Origin of the sequence: Paratractidigestivibacter sp. (genome assembly GCF_963660155.1) — a bacterium.
GTDB lineage: Bacteria > Actinomycetota > Coriobacteriia > Coriobacteriales > Atopobiaceae > Paratractidigestivibacter.
This window is the reverse complement of record NZ_CAVKWG010000048.1, coordinates 53181-69981: the sequence shown is the minus strand read 5'-3', so window position 1 is coordinate 69981 and position 16801 is coordinate 53181. Positions and strand designations below refer to the sequence as shown.

Below are 16801 nucleotides of genomic sequence, written 5' to 3'. Positions count from 1 at the left end.
GCAAAGAAAGGCCCTGCTCATGGCAGACACAACGGCGGCGCGCGCCGAGGCGCCCCTCTTCGAGATCAACGACGCCCAGGTGGTAAGAAGCGACCGCACGATCCTCGCGGTCGACCACTTCGAGCTCGCGGCAGGGGAGCACGTGGCGCTGCTCGGCCCTAACGGAGCCGGCAAATCAACCTTTATCCAGCTGCTCACGCGCGAGATAATGCCGCTCTACCGCGACGAGGCTCCCGTGCGCTTCCGCGGCGCCGCCCGACCGCTTCTCTCCGACATTCGCTCCACCCTCGGCGTGGTGAGCTCCACCATGCATGAGCAGGTTCGCGTCCATCTGCCGGCCCTCGAGATCGTCGTCGGCGGCATCTTCGGCACGCTGGGGCTGCCCATGCGCGGCGAGGTCACCGAGGCGCACCGCGCCACCGGCATGGACGCCCTCGAGCGCCTCGGCATCGCCGACCTGGCCGAGCAGGACATCATGACGATGTCGACCGGTCAGGTGCGCCGCGTTCTCGTGGCGCGCGAGCTCGTGCGCGACCCGCAGGTGCTCGTCTTCGACGAGCCGTGCACCGGCCTCGACCCGGAGGGCATGTACCACGTGCGCGACACCATGCGCACGCTCGCCGACGAGGGCCGCTCCCTCGTCCTCGTGACCCACTACCCCGAAGACATCATCCCGGCCATCGACCGCGTGCTGCTCATTAAGGACGCGAGCATCTTTGCCGACGGCAAGAAGTCCGATATGCTGCGCGACGACGTGCTGTCCGACCTCTTCGACGTGCCGCTGGTCGTCGGCGAGAACGACGGCTGGTACTCCCTGCGCGGCCGGTACTAGGGACGCGGGCCGTCACCAGGTGCGGCCAAAGGACTGTCCCCAAATTGCAGCGGAAAGGGGACTGTCCCCAAACCGCAGCGGTTTGGGGACAGTCCCCAAATTGCAGGTGAAGCTTACTTGGCGATCCAGAACTTGAGGAGGGGGAAGCTCACCACGACGGCGAGCAGGGTGTTGGCGACGGACGCGATGGTGCTCGAGAGCGCGGCGTCCATGCCGAAGCTGTTCTGGCAGAAGCTCGTCACGTAGCCGGGAAGCACGAGGTTGACGACCACGATGAGCACGGCGAGAATCGCGTACTTCCACGCTGCGTCGCCGTAGCCGTTGCTCGACTTGAAGACCCACTTCATCTGCACGAAGAAGTTGACGACCTGCGCCAAGACCTCAGCTACGAGGAAGGTGAGGAAGCCGCCGAGACCGTTCGTGCCGGGGTCGGAGTAGTTGAAGATAAGGAACTTGAACGGCTGGGTGAGCCCGAGCGCGTTCACGAAGATGGCGGCGCCGGCCGCGGCGCACACGATGCGCGTAATGGTCGAGATGTTCGATAACACGTTGAACTTGACGAACTCCCAGACTCCCTGGTGCTCCTCGGTCCACTGCTTGAAGCTCATGACGTTTCCTCCCGTGTATCGTTACTTCTTTGATGCGGATGCGATTTTGCTGGACAGGATGGCGTTCTGAATGAGGTTGACGACAAACTCGACGATGAAGCGCAGGATGCCGATGATCCAGAAGCCGCGGATCTCCATGACGAGGGCGTCGACCATACGCATGTTGACCATGCCGTTGGTCATCTTGGCGAGAGCGCGCAGAGGCATGTTCCAGATGAAGAGGACGTTGAGGTTGGGCTTGCCCGCCTTGTCGGCGCGGCTCTTGATGCCCTTGAGCACGAGCCAGACGATCCAGAAGATGGGGGAGCGGCCGTGGTTAAGGTCGCGGAAGCACATGTTGCGTCCGATCGCGGCACCCTCGGCGGGTATCGCGTGGCCTAGAAGCGCCTTGAAGGAGGCATCCGAGACGGACAGGACGTCGGCCGACTCGTAGGCCGAAACGTCGCGCCCCGCGTAGGGGTTCGGCGCCCCCGTTCCCTCGAGCGTCACGCGGGCGATCAGGCGAACGTCGCGGCTGCTCGCGGAGACACGCAGCTCGTACTCGCCGCCCTCGGTTTCCCATGCGTTGGTCTGCGTGTTGAAATACGCGAACGAACGGCTGGTCAGGGGTATCGTCACGACCTTCGACTCGCCGGGAGCGAGCTCGATGCGGGCGAACCCCGCGAGCTCCTGCGCCGCGCGGAACACCTCGTGCTCCGGCTTGGCCACGTACACCTGCGCCACCTCGGCACCGGCCACCTTGCCGGTGTTCGTCACGGTAAAGGTGACGTCGCGCTCACTCGCTTCGAGGTTCCCGTAGGCAAAGGTCGTGTAGGAGAGGCCGTGGCCGAAGGGGAAGGCGACGTCGACGCCGGCCGTATCGAAGTAGCGGTAGCCGACGTAGATGCCCTCGCGGTACTGCGCTTGCTTCTCGTCGGAGGGGAAGGCAGCAGAAGAGGGGACGTCCGCCAAGCGACGTGGCCAGGTCTCGGTGAGTTTGCCGGAGGGGCAGACGTTGCCGGTAACGATGTCGAGCGCGGCGCCGGCGCCCGCCTGGCCGCCGAGCGCGCAGTAGAGGACGGCGGGCGCGTCGGACATCCAGTCGGATTCCACGCAGGAACCGGCGGACAGGAGCACGACGACGTTGGGGTTGACGGCGGTCACGTCTCGCAGAAGCTCGACTTGGTTGTCGTTGAGCGCCATGCCCGTGCGGTCTGCGCCCTCGGACTCCGCGATCTCGTCCAAGGCCAAGGCCAGGATCGCGACGTCGGCGGCCTTCGCGAGCTTTAAGGCGGCGTTCTTGAGCTGGTCGTTATTGCCGCCGTGACGTTCGAAGCCGGGCTCGTAGCCCTTGAAGTCGAGGCTCGTCTCGCCGATAAGGTCGAGCAGCGAGTCCACCTTAGTGGAGTTGACGGCGGAGGACCCGGCGCCCTGGTAGCGGGGGGTCTTGGCGAAGTCGCCGATAAGCGCGACGCCCGTGCCCGCAGCGAGCGGCAGCAGGGGAGATCCGCCGGCCGTGGGGTCGTTCTTGAGCAGCACACAGCCCTCGGTCGCGGCCTCGCGCGCCAACGCGTGGTGCGCCTCCGCGTCGAAGCTCGACGGCGCGGCGAGGACGGCGGGGTGCACCGTACTGGCGAGCTCGATGACCTCGTCCACGCGCTCGTCGATGTCGGCCTCTGAGAGCGTGCCGGCCGCCACGGCGGCAAGAAGCTCGCGGACCGACCCCAGCCCCGGCGCGGGCATCTCGAACGTGGAGCCGACGGCCACGCCCGCGGCATGGTCGTTCGAGCCGCCCCAGTCGGTGACGACGGCGCCCCCGAAGCCCCACTCGTCGCGGAGTATACCCTTGAGCAGGTGCTCGTTCTCGTTCGCGTAGGTGCCGTTGACCAGGTTGTAGGAGCTCATTATGGTCTTCGGCGCGGAGTGGCGGACCACGGTCTCGAAGCCGGCGAGGTAGATTTCGCGCAGGGTGCGCTCGTCCACGATGGAGTTGGAGGCCTGACGGCGCGTCTCCTGCGAGTTCACGGCGAAGTGCTTGGGGCAGGCGGCGATGCCGTTTTCCTGGATGCCGCGCACGTAGGCGGCAGCCATCTTGCCGGCCACGAGCGGGTCCTCGGAGAAGTACTCGAAGTTTCGGCCGCAGAGAGGGTTTCGCTTGATGCAAAGGCCGGGCCCGAGGAGCACGTCGACGCCCTGGCTCGCCGCCTCGGCGCCCATGGCCTCGCCCACGCGCTCGGCGAGCGCCTCGTCCCAGCTGTTGGCCACGGTTACCGCGGTCGGGAAGCAGGTGGCGGGCTCCGAGCCGTTGAGGCCCAGGTGGTCAGCTGCGCCGGCTTGGTGGCGGACGCCGTTGGGGCCGTCGGAGAACTGCACGGACGGGATGCCGGCGCGCTCGTTTTGCCAAGAGCCGAACGCCGTCGCTCCCTGCAGCAGGGCGCACTTCTCCTCGAGCGAGAGCTCGTCGATGATTTCTTTGTGCCTCATGGGGGACTCCTTTTGCGGGTGCTTGTTCCCATGATGCTACGGCGCGGGGCGCCCGAGGCCGTCGCTGACGTCACAATCGGCCGAAAACATGACACGATTGGCTCTCGCGCCCGCCCGCCGAGTCGCCGGCAGGCGGGCGCCGCCTTCGCGTTGTGCCCTGTTCGGGTTCTCTAAACGCTTAGGTACAGGTTCCTGCAGCCGCCGATGTTGATCTCGCGCCCCGGCCTACGCATGCTGCGCGTGCGGGCACAGCAGAGCTCGTCCAACCAATCCTGGAACCAAGAGTCGTAGGCGCCGAGGTCGTCGTAGGTGTCCGTCTCGTCCTCATCCTCGTCATCCCCTTCGAAGCAATCGAGATCGGGTGATATGAGCAGCTCGCCTGTGAGTTCGGCGAGCGACGCGGCCAGCTCGTCCTGCGCGTCGAGAAGGTCCTCGATAAGCTCCTCGGGGCTGCGCGCCTCGTCCTCGGCCGGCGGGCGGTCTTCGCCGCGGCGATCGCACTCGGTCGCACCTGCCGCCGAGCCGTCGAGGGGGGATGCCTTGTGGCCGCGCCAATCCGGGGTGGCGACGCCCGCGAAGGCCGGGTCGAGTGGCGCGGAGCACACCTTGGCCCTGCGCTCGCGGTTGAGCTTCTTCTCGCGCTGATGCACGAGGTCGCCCAGGGCCTCGACGATCATCGGGTCGCTTACCTGCTCCTCGCTCACATAGAGGCGCACGGTGTCCGGCGGGCACTGTGCCTGCGGCAGGCCTTCGGGCTCCGGGATGACCTCGACGGCCACATGGGCCTCGGGAAAATAGATGCTCATTATGCACGGCTCCTCTCGCCTAGGTTTGATGTGGCCATGCACGTTAGCGCGCCGCGCGGCGCCGGTGTCTTCCCGAATTCTTACTGGAATCTTCCCGTGCAGGTAAAGGGTGGTTTTTGCCCGCGCTTCACGAGCGCTTCGTCGGCAAGCGGCTACGATTTGCCCGCGTGCGGCGCCTCTTTGGAGTTCTTACCGAATTCTTCCCGTGTGCACACAATTCCTTCAGGCACCTGTTGTTTTGCGGACGCCTGCAATTTGGGGACAGTCACCTTTTTTGCACGCGCGTGGTCGCTGCGGCCCCGTCGCCGAACCGTTGGACGAGTTGCTTGAAATGGTGGTTCGCCTGCAATTTGGGGACTGTCCCCAAACTGCAGGCGTGCGGACAGAGTGCAAATAAGACGAAGAGACTGTCTTTCTGCCCTATAATTAATCAATTAGCAAAATGACCCTGAACAGGTGCCTATACATGGATATAACAACCATCTGCAGCGTGTGCCTCGCGTGCACCTGCCTCGTCGCCGTCCTCGACGTCCTGCGTGCCGTGGCAGCCGAGCACGACTTCCACGTGATTGACCTTCTGTGGGCGCTCGCCCCCGTCGCGGCCCAGGTATTCGTTTTCGCATGGTGCAAGCAGGGCCTCCTCGAATGGGGAGACGGCTCCGAGCTCATGGTCTCCGTGGTCGGCCTCGGCGCCGCTTGCATGCTTATGGCCCATCTCGCGCTATCGCGACGCAGGTTCGCCCGCTGCATGCGCGGCATCTCCGGGGAAGGCGAGTCGGCGGCGTATCGCGCGGCGAGCCTCCCCGTTGACCTCATCATGGTGTTCGCGGCCGCCGTCTTCGCGGTCCTCGCGCTCGAGCTGCCCCACAACCACGACCTTGCGCAGGTTAACCCCTTGACCCTCTTCATAGAGTGGGCGCTTGTCGCCGCGGTCGCCGTCGCGCTCTACTTCATTGGGCAGCGACGCGGGTTTCTCGCTGCTTTGGTGCCCCTGACCTGCACGGGGTTCGGCATCGCCGAGTACTTCGTCTTTATGTTCAAGAGCCAGCCGCTGCAGCCGGGCGACCTCTTCGCCGTGAGCACCGCGGCCACCGTCGCCGACGGCTACACCTACGTTCTCTCGTCGCATTGCCTGTGGGCCTTGGCCTCGTGCGTCGTCTCGATGACCTTACTCTGCCTCGTCTCGCATTCCAAGTTGAGCGTTGCCGGGCAGAGCTGCCCGTCGCCCGCCGCTGCAGCCGCCGGCCCTGCCGCGACCCCCCCCCTCACCTTGCGCCCGTTGGGCGTGCTCGCCAACCTTGCCGTAGGCCTCGCGCTTATCGCCGCGGTCGCCTCCAATGTGACCGGGGTGGACTACGCGGAGGAGTACGGCATCACGGTGAGCGCCTGGTACACGGCCGACAGTTATACTCAGCAGGCCTACCTGCCGACGTTCATCTCGGCTTTTCAGGGCATGATTCCGTACGCTCCCGAGGGTTACGACCCAGCAGCCGCCAAGGGCCTGCTCGCGCAATACGCCGCCAGCTACGAGGAGGACCTCGGGCTCGGCGCGTCGGAGTCTCGCGCCGCCGCTGCCGCCCAGTTCGATGCCGAGAAGCCCTGCGTCGTGGCCGTCATGAACGAGACCTTCTCCGACCTTTCCATCTTCGACTGGATGGACGAGAACTACCAGGGCCCGACCTACTTCAAATCCATCGCGGATTGCCTCCAGCGCGGCGTGCTCTACGTCCCGGTCAACGGCGGCGGCACGACGAACACCGAGTTCGAGTTCCTCACCGGCAACTCCACGGCTAACCTGGGCGTCGGCGTCTATCCCTACAACACCTACAACATGGGGCGCACAGACAACCTCGCGCGGCTCTTCAAGGGCCTCGGGTACGACACGCTGGCCATGCACCCGTACAACCGCCAGAACTGGAATCGCGAGAATGTCTACGAGATCTTCGGCTTCGACGAGTTCTTGTCGCTCTCCGACTTCTCCGAAAGCGAGGAGTACCGCGGCCACGTGAGCGACGCTGCTACGTACGACAAGATCCTTGACCTGCTAAATACCGATTCTGACCCGCAGTTTATTTTCGACGTGACCATGCAGAACCACTCAGGCTACGACACGGGCCTGATTCCGGAGGACGAACTTATTAACTACACCTTGGCCGACGGCACGGACGACCCGCTGATCGACGAGTATGCGGCGAGCGTCGCCAAGTCCGACCAGGCGCTCGCCGACTTCCTCGAGGCGCTCTCAAAGCTCGACCGCAAGGTCGTCGTGGTGTTCTTCGGTGACCATCAGCCCTACATGACCGTCGAGCACAACAGCCGGTTCGCGACGGACGAGGAGAGCAACGAGCACCAGCAGCGCATCTACCAGACCAACTACATCATCTGGGCGAACTACGACGTGGCGGGCAACGAGCAGGTGAGCGAGGTGGTCGACCTCGATTCGAGCGCGCTCGGCTCGTCGTTCATGGAGCTCATCGGCGCGCCGCTGTCCGACTTCCAGAAGGCCCGCCTTTGCCTGCGAGAAGTGCTCCCCGCCATCGATATCGCCGGGTACCGCGACGCCCTCGGCGGCTGGCACTTCCCGAGCGACGATTCGGGCGTCTCGGGCACCGAGCAGGCCCGCTCCGACCTCGCGACCCTGCAGTACCTCAATCTCTTTGGGGACGGCAAGGACGTCTACGCGACGAAGCTGCAGGACAAGGCCAACGAATAGGGGCGCGGCACGGCCGGGCGACGCCGCCGCGCGCCCCGCTCGAACGCAAGGGCGCTAGTCTTCTCGGGAGCTGCTGCCGATAAGGCCTTCGTACCAGGCGATCTTTTTGTTCAGGCGGTCGAGGCCGTCCTGAATCTCGGCCAGGCGCTCCTGGGCCCGTTCCCGCTCCTCGATGAGGATCTGGCGGCGGGCCTCGTAGGTCGATTCGCCCTCGTCGAACAGCTGCATGTACTCGATGAGCGACTCGATGGACACGTTCGCGCCGCGCATGCACTTGACGAACTCGACGCGGCCGAGGTCGTTCTCGTCGTAGTCGCGCATGCCGCTCGCGTTGCGGTGCACGCGGGGAAGAAGCCCGATCCGCTCGTAGTAGCGCAGGGTGTCGGCGCTGATGCCGTACTTCTCGGAGACCTCGGCGATTCTCATGGCACGTCCTCTCGTGGGCGAGGCGAAGGGGCGGCCCCCTTCGCCTCGTCTCGCGGTTTGCTCGCTTAGTGGATGAAGTTCGTGCTCGGGCCGGTTTCGGTCACGGGCGCCTCGATGCCCGCGGCGCGGCCCGCCTCGATGCACTTGAGCATCCAGGCCATGTTGCGGCCCAGGATTCGCATGGTGAGCAGGCCCTCGACGTCCTGCTCGACCTCGGCGGCGCTCGTGCCGTGGACGTTGTTCCAGTAGCGCGAACTCACGATGGGCATCTGGCTGATGGTGAAGAACTTCTGGATGTCGTCGAGAGCGGCGGTGGTGCCGGCGCGGCGGGCCGAGGTGACGGCGGCCGCGGGCTGGTGGGCGTGTTTCTTGCCGAAGCCGGAGTAGAAGAGGCGGTCCATGAAGCCGAGAAGCGACCCCGCGGCGTGCGCGTAGTGGACGGCGCCGCCGAAGATGAAGCCGTCGGCGTCGGCGGCCTTGGCCGCGAACTCGTTGACCGCATCGTCGTGGACGCAGCGGCCGAGCTTGGCGCAGCCTCCGCAGGCTACGCAGCCGCCCACGGGCTTGTTGCCGATCCAGAAGATCTCGGCCTCGACGCCCTCCTCCTCAAGTGTGCGGGCGACCTCCTCGAGGGCGCGGTTGACGCAGCCGTCCTTGTGCGGGCTGCCGTTGACGAGCATGACCTTCATGCGTTTTTCCTCTCGCTTGTGCGCGCGGCCCCCTCAGGCCGCGGCGCGGGTTCCAGACGTTTGTATTCTACGGCCGTGCGCGGACCTCTGCCGCCAGCTCAGTCGGATTGACCAGTTCCCTCACTGCGCCGAGCAGCGCCTTTCCCGCCGGGGCGAGTTCGTGGGAGCGGCTCCACACGAGCTCCACCTGCGAAGTCAGGGCAGGGGAGAGGGGCACGAACGCGAGGCTCGTCTCGCTCCCGGGCGCCACGATGCCGCCGAGGCAGAGGGCCGCGCCCACGCCCTCGCGAACGAGCAGCGACGCATTGAAGAGCAGGTTGTAGGTGGCGCGCGGCGAAAGCTCGGGCCGCGCCTGCCCGAACCAGTCGGCGAGGCGGTTCTGGGCGATTCTCTTCTCGGGGACGATGAGCGGGCGCGCCGCCAGATCATCGGGCGTCGCGACGTCGCGGCTGGCGAGGTCGTCCTCGGCGGGTACAAGGACACCCCACACGTCGGGGCGCGGCAGGGCGAGCGTCCGGAACACCTCCGTGCGGGCGGGCCCGACCATCACCCCGAAGTCGTAGAGGCCGTGTTCCAGATGCTCGGTCACGGCGTCTGAGTCCTCGCTGTGGAGATGCAGGTGCACGTCGGGGTGGGTGCGCGCGAGACGGGCCGCGGCCATACCGATAAAGCACATGGCCTGCGTCTCGCTCGCGCCGATGTGGATGTCGCCGCCGACGAGCGTGCCCGCGCGGAACTCCTCGGAGGTCTTGTCGAAGAGTCCGACGACCTCGCGCGCGCGGCTGAGGAAGAGCTGCCCGTCGGCCGTGAGGGTAATGCGGCGGCCCGAGCGGTCGAGGAGCTCGCGGCCGAGCTCGCGCTCGAGGTCGATCATCTGGCGCGAGAGGGCGGGTTGGCTCACGTGCAGCTCCTCAGCGGCGCCCGTCACGCTCCCTACCTGCGCGATTGTGATGAACGAGCGCATCACTCGGATATCCATGGGGTTCATCTCCTTGGCTTTTGCCTGCGGCGGCGGTGATTTCGCAACCATAAGAAGTCTTCATGCAACAGTATGCAACATAAGTCTTTGTTATTTGCTGCCCCGCCAGCGATAATCGAAACCGCAAAGAGCGAAGTCGAGAGAAAGGCACGTCGATGAAGACCCTCTACCTCATGCGCCATGGCCAGACCATGCTGAACGCACAGAAGCGGATCCAGGGCTGGTTCGATTCCCCGCTCACCGACGAGGGCCGCGAGCAGGCCAAGCGGGCAGGCGCGCTTCTTGCCGAGCGAGGCGTGCGGCCGGCGTCGTTCGCGTGCTCCACGGCCGAGCGATGCTCCGACACGCTCGAGATCGTCCGCGCCGAGCTCGCCGCCGCGGGGCTCGCCGATGCGGACGCCCCCTACGAGCGCGATCGGCGCGTCAAGGAGATGTTCTTCGGCCAGCTCGAGGGCCTGCCCGAGACCCTATCGAAGGGCGATCCCGAGGCTTGCCGCACGTATTACCTGCAGTTCGGCGGGGAGTCCTCCGACGCCGTGCGCGACCGGCTCGCGCTCGCGCTCGACGACCGCATGGCCGCCTCGGAGGCGGGCGACTCCGTCTTCGTGGTGAGCCACGGCGGCGCCACCTACAACTTCCTGCGCGCCGTCGAGAAGAACGCGGCTGAGGTGCTCGCCGCCGGCTGGGGAAACTGCGTGTGCGCCGTCTACGAGTGGGACGAGGGCGCCCGCGCCGAGGCGGGCGCGACCGATGCCCTGGGCGCACCGATGCCCGCCGATGTGGCCGCGGCAGCCGCCCGTTTCCGCCTCGTCGACGTCCTGCGCCCCTAAATCCCTCGCCTGCAGAAAGGGGACAGTCCCCAAACCGCTGCAGAAAGGGGACAGATCACGGTCCGCTGGGCGCTCTTGGGCCGGCCGGCTGCAAAATAACGGGGATGGCGGCAGTTTTTCGCGGACCTCCTGAGTAGACCTTGCTTTGCGCTCGACAAAACCGCAGGTAAACTGCTTGCTCGAAATTCGTCTACACGGGCCGCGGGCGGAAAACTGCCGCCATCCCTGTTTTTTTTGCTGCCGAGACCGCATGACGGGCCTGCGGACGGCGGCGCCGTGCGCCGGAATCGGTTTTATGCGGATGACAATAGGTTTTGCGTGCGATTATGCGTCCTACCAGCTCAAAAGCTCGTAGCCGTCCTCGGTCACGACGAGCTGGACCTCCCACTGGGCCGAATCCGAGCCGTCCTTGGTGCGCACGGTCCAGCCGTTCGGGTCGTTCATGTCGATGTCGGGGGCGCCGGCGTTCACCATGGGCTCGATGGTGAAGCACATGCCCGGCGCGAGGACGACGCCCTCGCCCGGCTCGCCCACGAAGCCGACGAACGGGTCCTCGTGGAACTCGAGGCCGATACCGTGGCCGCCGAACTCGCGGACCACGTTGAAGCCCGCATCCTCGACGCACGTTTGGACCGCGTGTGCGACATCGCCCAGCGTGTTCCAGGCGCGCACCTGCTCCAACCCGCGCTGCACAGACTCGCGCGTCACGTCGACGAGCCGCTGGCGCTCCGCCGAGACCTCGCCGATGCAGAACATGCGGCTCGAGTCCGAGAAGTAACCGTCGAGGATGGTCGAGCAGTCGACGTTCACGATGTCGCCGTCGCGCAGCACGTCGTCCTCGCTCGGGATGCCGTGGCAGACCACGTCGTTGATGGAAGTGCAGACGCTTTTGGGGTAGCCCTCGTAGTTGAGGTCGGCGGGAATGCCGCCGTGCTGGACCGTGTAGTCGTGGATCCATTGGTCCACCTCGGCCGTGGTCACGCCGGCGCGGATGTGCTCGGCCACGTAGTCGAGCACGCCGATGTTGATGTCCGCGGAGCGCTTGATGCCCTCGATGTCCTCGGGGGTCTTGAGCAGCCCGCGGGGAAGGACCTCGTAGCCGTTGTGGTAGAGGCGGTCGAGGCGCTCGTCGATGCGGGCGTGGCACTTCTTGTATTTCTTGCCGGAGCCGCACCAGCAGGCGTCGTTGCGGCCGGGGACGAAGTCGTTGTCATACATGGTTAACTTCCTTTCTTCACCTGCAAGAGTATGCCACGTCGCTATGCGGCGCGGGCGGCTCGTGCGCCCGCTATGGTGCGTTTGTGGGCGCCCGTGGCGAGCGGTCGAGGCCCACCCTCGATAGCCGATAAATTTGACCTTGATCAATTTGTGTCCTGCGCGCTGCGCTAAAATGTTTCATAGCCGCGCCGCGGCAGCCATCGCGAGAAAGCAGCTGGGAAGGGTATGCGCATGGCCGATGAGCAGCACGTTATTCGAATGACGAAGGTAGAGGCCGACGAGGAGGTCCTCCGCTACAAGGAGCTCTATCCGGTCGTCAACCTTCTGGACGAGCAGACCGCCGCCAACGACTCCCATTGCCTGCTCTGCGGGACCGACTGTCCTTGTATGCGCCAGGTCGCCCTCGACGTGCTCGCCCACGGCGGCGAGAAGACCAACTCCCTGCGCATGGGCGACACCTATCACCGCGCGACCGCCCGTTACATCGAGGTCGACGGCGAGCCGCGCGTGCTCCTCTTCGCTTCGTCCGTGGACGCCGAGGAGGACGAGGGCGTCTCGGACGACCTCGCCTACCACGATGTCCTCACCGGCATCTACAACCGCCGCTACTACGAGGACAAGCTGCGCCACCAGTACCTAAACGCCGGCGTGGCCATCGCCGACCTCGATGACTTCAAGCTCATCAACGACACGCTCGGCCATCACGTGGGCGACCTGGCCATTAAGGCCGTCTCGCAGGCCATGCTCTCGGGTATCCGCGACTCCGACTCGCTCGTGCGCTACGGCGGCGACGAGTTCGTCCTCATCATGCCCGGCATCGGAGGCGAGGACTTCTCCAAGCGGCTGAAGTTCCTCACCATGAAGGTCGAGCAGGCTACGGTGCGCGGCTATCCGCAGCTGAGGCTCTCCGCGTCCATCGGCGGCGTGCTGGCAGCCGGACGCACCGTCGACGACGCGCTTCGCCAGGCCGACAAGCTGATGTATCGCGCCAAGGAGCGCAAGGACTCTGTGGTCACCGAGGCCGATCTGCTGTCGCTTCCCAACTACCATCGCCCGCGCATCCTCATCGTCGACGATGCCGAGATCAACCGCGAGATCCTGCGCGCCATGCTCGAGGACGAGTACAACATCACCGAGGCCTGCAGCGGCGAGGAGTGCCTGGAGATCCTGCAGGACCGACGCGACGAGATGTCGCTCGTGCTGCTCGACATCAACATGCCGGGCATCAGCGGCTTCGGTGTCCTCTCCAAGATGACGAGCGAGGGCTGGATCGATGACGTGCCGGTCATCATGATCAGCGCCGAGACCAACGAGGAGAAGGTGCTCAACGCCTATGAGCTGGGCGCCTCCGACTACATCACGCGCCCCTTCGACAGCCGCGTCGTCCGCCATCGCGTAAGCAACATCATGCATCTTTACGCCAAGCAGCGCCGCCTCAACTCGATGCTGCAGCAGCAGTTCTACGAGCGCGAGCGCGAGAGCCGCATGCTCGTCGACATCCTGGCCGGCGCCATGGAGCTCCGAAACGGCGAGAGCGGCCTGCACATCCTGCATATCCGCAACTTCACCGAGATCCTGCTCGAGCGCCTCTCGCAGAAGAGCGAGAAGTACAGCATGTCGCAGATCGAGCGTCAGACCGTCGCCATGGCCTCCGCGCTGCACGACATCGGCAAGATGGCCATCCCGGACGAGGTCCTGAACAAGCCGGGCCGCCTCACCGACGAGGAGTTCGCGGTCATGAAGACCCACGCCGCGCTGGGTGCTCAAATGCTCGAGAACCTCGACCAGTACCGCGACGACCCGCTCATGAAGACGGCCCAGGCCATCTGCCGATGGCACCACGAGCGCTGGGACGGCCGCGGCTACCCCGACGGCCTCAAGGGCGACGAGATTCCCATATCCGCGCAGGTCGTCAGCGTGGCCGACGTCTACGACGCCCTCACCAGCGTGCGTGTGTACAAGCCCGCGTACTCGCACGACAAGGCCATGGACATGATCATCCACGGGGAGTGCGGCGCCTTCAACCCGCTTGTGCTGCAGTGCCTGATCGACGTGCAGGAGCGCATCCGCTCCGATATCGGAAAAGAATTACCCCCCCCCTCAGAGCTGATGAGTGAGGACGATACCTTTTAGCGGCTGGATTTATCGAGAAACGCTCGGGCACCTTTGCGCGCCCGACCTTTGATAGGAGCAATTGTTATGGATATGCGCGCCACGTACGAGAGCATCGGTGCCGATTACGACGACGTTTTGAGGCGCCTGGGTTCAGACGCGTTGGTCGAGCGCTTCGCCAAGAAGTTCCTGCAGGACCAGAGCTTCGCGAACCTTAAGTCCGCGCTGGCCGAAGGCGACGCCGAGGCGGCTTTCCTCGCGGCGCACACGCTCAAAGGCATCTGCATGAATCTTGGCCTCTCGAACCTGACGGGCCCCGCGGTCCAGATCACCGAGGAGCTGCGCGGCGCCGAGACGATCGGCCGAGCGCCCGAGCTTTTCCCGGCCGTCGGGGAGCAGTACGACAAGACCGTCGCCGCCCTCAGCGCCTAAACCACCTGCGAATAGGGGACAGTCCCCAAACCGCTGCAGAAAGGGGACAGTCCCCAATCTGCAGCGGTTTGGGGACAGACCTTTTGGCGGCTGCTACTCCTGGACCTTCAGGGCCTCTGCCATGGGCACGCGCCTGATCGAGCGCATGTGCAGAAGCGCCACCACCAGGTAGCTCACGAAGCCAGCGGCCATGGTCTCGGCGATGACGCTTGCCGGAGCCCAGATCTGGATGTTTCCGCTGTAGCTCACGAGCATCGCCTTGAAGATGGCCTTAAGGCCCACGATGATGAGCGGCATGCTGAGCACAAGCGACGCAACCACGCAGATGGTGATCGAGCGGACGTAGAGCTTGGAGATCTCGCCGTCGCGGTAGCCGAAGACCTTCATGTAGCTGATGGAGCGGGCGCTGCGGTCGATGACGGCCTTGGTCAGCAGATAGATGAATAGCACGAAGATGAAGACGGAGAGCCCCACCAGCGTGCCGAGCATCTCGCCCATCATGTCTACGAACTGGTCGCCCACGGCCTGCATGTCGTCGGGGGTGGTGTCGCCGGCGTAGTAGGTGGAGTCGAAGGTCAGAGCCTCGTTGCTGGCATAGCCGTTGAAGTAGTCGGCGTCGTTGCCAAAGAACTCGTTGAAGTCGGCCAGGCTCATGTACAGGTTCATGTTGGAGTTGGCGCCCCAGGTGCGGGAGCTGCCGGCGTAGGTGACCTCGCGCGTCTTGCCCTCGTACTTGTCGTCGAGGCTGATCTTCTCGCCGTCCTGCCAGCCGAACTTGTCCACGAGGCCCGAGCCCACGACCACGCGCCCATCGCCGACGTTGACGTCCTTCCAGTACGCGGAGTCCTCAAGGATGCCGTAGACCGTGATGGTCTCGGTGCCGTTGTCGGCTCCGCGGTCGTACTCCAGCGTGTAGACGGCGTACTTCTCGGCCTGCGAGATCTTGGAGGCGCCGTTGTCGGTGGTGTTCACGGGGTGGATGTTCTCGTCGTCAAGGTCAATGTCCTCGACCTTCTCGACCATGTCCAGCACGTCTTGGCGAGAAACGCCCAGGTCAGAGGCAACGTCATCGAGTTTCTCGTAGAGGGCGGTCAGATCGCTCGCGTCTGCCGCGTCCTGGAGCTCGTCGAGTTTGGTGCCGTCGACCTGCTGCAGGCGCGCCACGGCCTGCCAGGTCTCGCGCTCGCCGGAGGTGCCCTCGAGCTCAAGCGGAGCCTTCAGCGTGTACTGGTGCTCGGCCACAAGGCTGTTCTTCAGGTTGTCGGCGTAGTGCTGCATGGTGGGAAGCACACCAAGCGAGAAGAGCATGAGCAGCGCGGCAAAGGCGATGCCCAAAAACAGCGTGACGAAATTGCCGAGGTTGCGAAGGAAGACGCGCAGGCGGAAGCGTGCCACGAAGCCCATGCACTCGGGCAGCGTGAAGCCGCGCTTGGTGCCGGACTTGCCTGACGCCTCGTGGCGCAGGAACTGCAGCGGCGTTTTGCCCATCTTGCGCAGAAGGCCAACGAGGGTGATGCCCACGAGAACCACGAAGGGCGCAACGGCGGTCTTGGCCACGATGCTCCAGTCCCAGCTGAGCACGAAGGGCGGCAGGCTGTAGGAGCCGTAGTAGAGGTTCTTCATGGGCTCCATCATGAACTGCGTGCCCAGCGCCGTGCCCAGAAGTGCCGCGACGGCGCCCACGATGGTGGGCAGCGCCAGGTAGTGGGCCACGACCTCGCGGCGGCGGTAGCCGCTTGCCAGCAGCGTGCCGATGATCGCGCTCTCCTCCTCGATGGTGCCGGAGGTCAGCACCACGAAGATGAACGCCATGATGGCCACGATGATCAAAAGCAGCGTCTCCCAGATCGCGGAGTCGCCGTCGATGTCGTCGGTGGCGTAGGAGATGCCCTGGTTGGAGTCGGCGTCGGTGAGGTCGATCACGCGCGCGCCCTCGTCGGTGAGCGCCGAGACCATGTCCTTCTCGGCGTCGGTGCGCTCGGCCACGGTGAGGTCGCGGTCGGTGAAGCAGAAGGAGTAGATGTAGGCCGGGGCTCCGCCTGCCTCCTCGAGCGCCGAGAAGCCCGCCTCGCTCACCTCGGCCACGCCGAACGTGATCGTGTTCACGGTGAAGTCGGAGTTGTTGAGGAAGAGCGCCTGGCTGTCTGCCAGCGTGAGGATGCCGCAGATCGTGTAGGTGCGGCCCTCAAGCTCGAGCCTGTCGCCGATGGCCAGGTTGTTGTTGGTGGCAAAGACACGGTCGATGGCCACCTCGTCGGTGCCCGCGGGCTCCTCGCCCTCGGCGTAGGCGGCGAGGTCGACCTCGGTGCGGTGCGCGTAGGTGCGAAGCGTGCGGTTGGTGCCGTCGTCGCCGTCTGCCTTGTTGAGGTCCGCGTCGATGGCGTAGTTTTTGTAGATAGTCACGCCGCCTGCGGGCTCAGCGGCGTCGGTTGCGGCGTCTAGCTGGGCGTCCGTGGCCTCGAAGGTGGTGGTGAAGCGGCCGTCCTCGATGTTGTAGGTCTCGCGCATGCCTACGATCAGCTCGCTGATGGAGTGGCAGGCCAGAAGGAAGCCCGACGTCATGGCGACGGCGCCGCACATCAGAAGGAAGATGCCCACGTACTTGCCCAGGTTGCGGTACAGCTCGCGCGGGAGCCGCTTGATCAGGGGAGACATGGCGCACCTACCAGGTGAGCTCGGAGGCGGCCAGCGGG

At 65.3% G+C, this 16801-nt stretch carries 13 protein-coding genes; 5 read left to right on the top strand and 8 right to left on the bottom strand.

Annotated elements, in window-relative coordinates; all coding sequences use genetic code 11:
* Positions 1-19: 19 nt before the first annotated feature.
* Complete coding sequence (locus U5709_RS09430) at positions 20-832, top strand: ABC transporter ATP-binding protein (protein ID WP_321970808.1); 813 nt, start codon at positions 20-22, stop codon at positions 830-832.
* 113 nt (positions 833-945) lie between these two features.
* On the opposite strand, the gene U5709_RS09425 is transcribed toward U5709_RS09430, so the two are convergent.
* From U5709_RS09425 to U5709_RS09415, 3 genes are all read right to left on the bottom strand, one after another.
* Positions 946-1440, bottom strand: a complete 495-nt coding sequence (locus U5709_RS09425) for a GtrA family protein (protein ID WP_321970809.1) — start codon at positions 1438-1440, stop codon at positions 946-948.
* Between the two features lie 21 nt (positions 1441-1461).
* Entirely contained in the window at positions 1462-3903 is a 2442-nt protein-coding gene (locus U5709_RS09420; RefSeq protein ID WP_321973272.1) for a glycoside hydrolase family 3 C-terminal domain-containing protein, read from the bottom strand.
* A 170-nt stretch (positions 3904-4073) separates the two neighbouring features.
* Positions 4074-4709, bottom strand: coding sequence for a hypothetical protein (locus tag U5709_RS09415; protein WP_321970811.1), 636 nt, complete (start codon positions 4707-4709; stop codon positions 4074-4076).
* Positions 4710-5175: 466 nt separating this feature from the next.
* Here U5709_RS09415 and U5709_RS09410 point away from each other — a divergent pair, with 466 nt between their 5' ends.
* Entirely contained in the window at positions 5176-7422 is a 2247-nt protein-coding gene (locus tag U5709_RS09410; protein ID WP_321973271.1) for an LTA synthase family protein, read from the top strand.
* A gap of 54 nt (positions 7423-7476) precedes the next feature.
* Here U5709_RS09410 and U5709_RS09405 read toward each other — a convergent pair whose 3' ends face one another.
* The 3 genes from U5709_RS09405 to U5709_RS09395 form a co-directional block, all read right to left on the bottom strand.
* Complete coding sequence (locus U5709_RS09405) at positions 7477-7848, bottom strand: MerR family transcriptional regulator (RefSeq protein ID WP_321970813.1); 372 nt, start codon at positions 7846-7848, stop codon at positions 7477-7479.
* Positions 7849-7913: 65 nt separating this feature from the next.
* On the bottom strand, positions 7914-8537 hold the full coding sequence (locus tag U5709_RS09400; RefSeq protein WP_321970814.1) for a flavodoxin family protein: 624 nt from the start codon (positions 8535-8537) through the stop codon (positions 7914-7916).
* A 67-nt stretch (positions 8538-8604) separates the two neighbouring features.
* Positions 8605-9516 (bottom strand): LysR family transcriptional regulator, encoded by a 912-nt coding sequence (locus U5709_RS09395; protein ID WP_321970815.1) that lies wholly within the window; start codon positions 9514-9516, stop codon positions 8605-8607.
* A gap of 155 nt (positions 9517-9671) precedes the next feature.
* Here U5709_RS09395 and U5709_RS09390 point away from each other — a divergent pair, with 155 nt between their 5' ends.
* Positions 9672-10346: a histidine phosphatase family protein gene (locus U5709_RS09390; protein ID WP_321970816.1), complete on the top strand. Its 675-nt coding sequence runs from the start codon at positions 9672-9674 to the stop codon at positions 10344-10346.
* 333 nt (positions 10347-10679) lie between these two features.
* On the opposite strand, the gene U5709_RS09385 is transcribed toward U5709_RS09390, so the two are convergent.
* A complete protein-coding gene (locus U5709_RS09385; protein ID WP_321970817.1) occupies positions 10680-11564 on the bottom strand; it encodes a methionyl aminopeptidase in 885 nt (294 codons plus the stop codon).
* A gap of 231 nt (positions 11565-11795) precedes the next feature.
* On the opposite strand from U5709_RS09385, the gene U5709_RS09380 reads away from it, so the two are divergent.
* Both U5709_RS09380 and U5709_RS09375 read left to right on the top strand, forming a co-directional pair.
* Positions 11796-13697 carry a diguanylate cyclase gene (locus U5709_RS09380; protein WP_321973270.1) on the top strand — a complete coding sequence of 634 codons (1902 nt, stop codon included), beginning with the start codon at positions 11796-11798 and terminating at the stop codon, positions 13695-13697.
* Between the two features lie 66 nt (positions 13698-13763).
* A complete protein-coding gene (locus U5709_RS09375) occupies positions 13764-14108 on the top strand; it encodes an Hpt domain-containing protein (RefSeq protein WP_321970819.1) in 345 nt (114 codons plus the stop codon).
* Between the two features lie 93 nt (positions 14109-14201).
* Here the strand turns inward: U5709_RS09375 and U5709_RS09370 are convergent, their stop codons facing one another.
* Positions 14202-16763, bottom strand: a complete 2562-nt coding sequence (locus tag U5709_RS09370; RefSeq protein WP_321973269.1) for an ABC transporter permease — start codon at positions 16761-16763, stop codon at positions 14202-14204.
* Positions 16764-16801: the final 38 nt, after the last annotated feature.

Bases quoted from the DNA above. Each gene is read 5' to 3' on its own strand.
- U5709_RS09395 (WP_321970815.1), bottom strand. From the start codon at position 9,516: ATGGATATCCGAGTGATGCGCTCGTTCATCACAATCGCGCAGGTAGGG.
- U5709_RS09405 (WP_321970813.1), bottom strand. From the start codon at position 7,848: ATGAGAATCGCCGAGGTCTCCGAGAAGTACGGCATCAGCGCCGACACC.
- U5709_RS09390 (WP_321970816.1), top strand. From the start codon at position 9,672: ATGAAGACCCTCTACCTCATGCGCCATGGCCAGACCATGCTGAACGCA.
- U5709_RS09370 (WP_321973269.1), bottom strand. From the start codon at position 16,763: ATGTCTCCCCTGATCAAGCGGCTCCCGCGCGAGCTGTACCGCAACCTG.
- U5709_RS09410 (WP_321973271.1), top strand. From the start codon at position 5,176: ATGGATATAACAACCATCTGCAGCGTGTGCCTCGCGTGCACCTGCCTC.
- U5709_RS09375 (WP_321970819.1), top strand. From the start codon at position 13,764: ATGGATATGCGCGCCACGTACGAGAGCATCGGTGCCGATTACGACGAC.
- U5709_RS09420 (WP_321973272.1), bottom strand. From the start codon at position 3,903: ATGAGGCACAAAGAAATCATCGACGAGCTCTCGCTCGAGGAGAAGTGC.
- U5709_RS09400 (WP_321970814.1), bottom strand. From the start codon at position 8,537: ATGAAGGTCATGCTCGTCAACGGCAGCCCGCACAAGGACGGCTGCGTC.
- U5709_RS09425 (WP_321970809.1), bottom strand. From the start codon at position 1,440: ATGAGCTTCAAGCAGTGGACCGAGGAGCACCAGGGAGTCTGGGAGTTC.
- U5709_RS09385 (WP_321970817.1), bottom strand. From the start codon at position 11,564: ATGTATGACAACGACTTCGTCCCCGGCCGCAACGACGCCTGCTGGTGC.
- U5709_RS09430 (WP_321970808.1), top strand. From the start codon at position 20: ATGGCAGACACAACGGCGGCGCGCGCCGAGGCGCCCCTCTTCGAGATC.
- U5709_RS09415 (WP_321970811.1), bottom strand. From the start codon at position 4,709: ATGAGCATCTATTTTCCCGAGGCCCATGTGGCCGTCGAGGTCATCCCG.
- U5709_RS09380 (WP_321973270.1), top strand. From the start codon at position 11,796: ATGGCCGATGAGCAGCACGTTATTCGAATGACGAAGGTAGAGGCCGAC.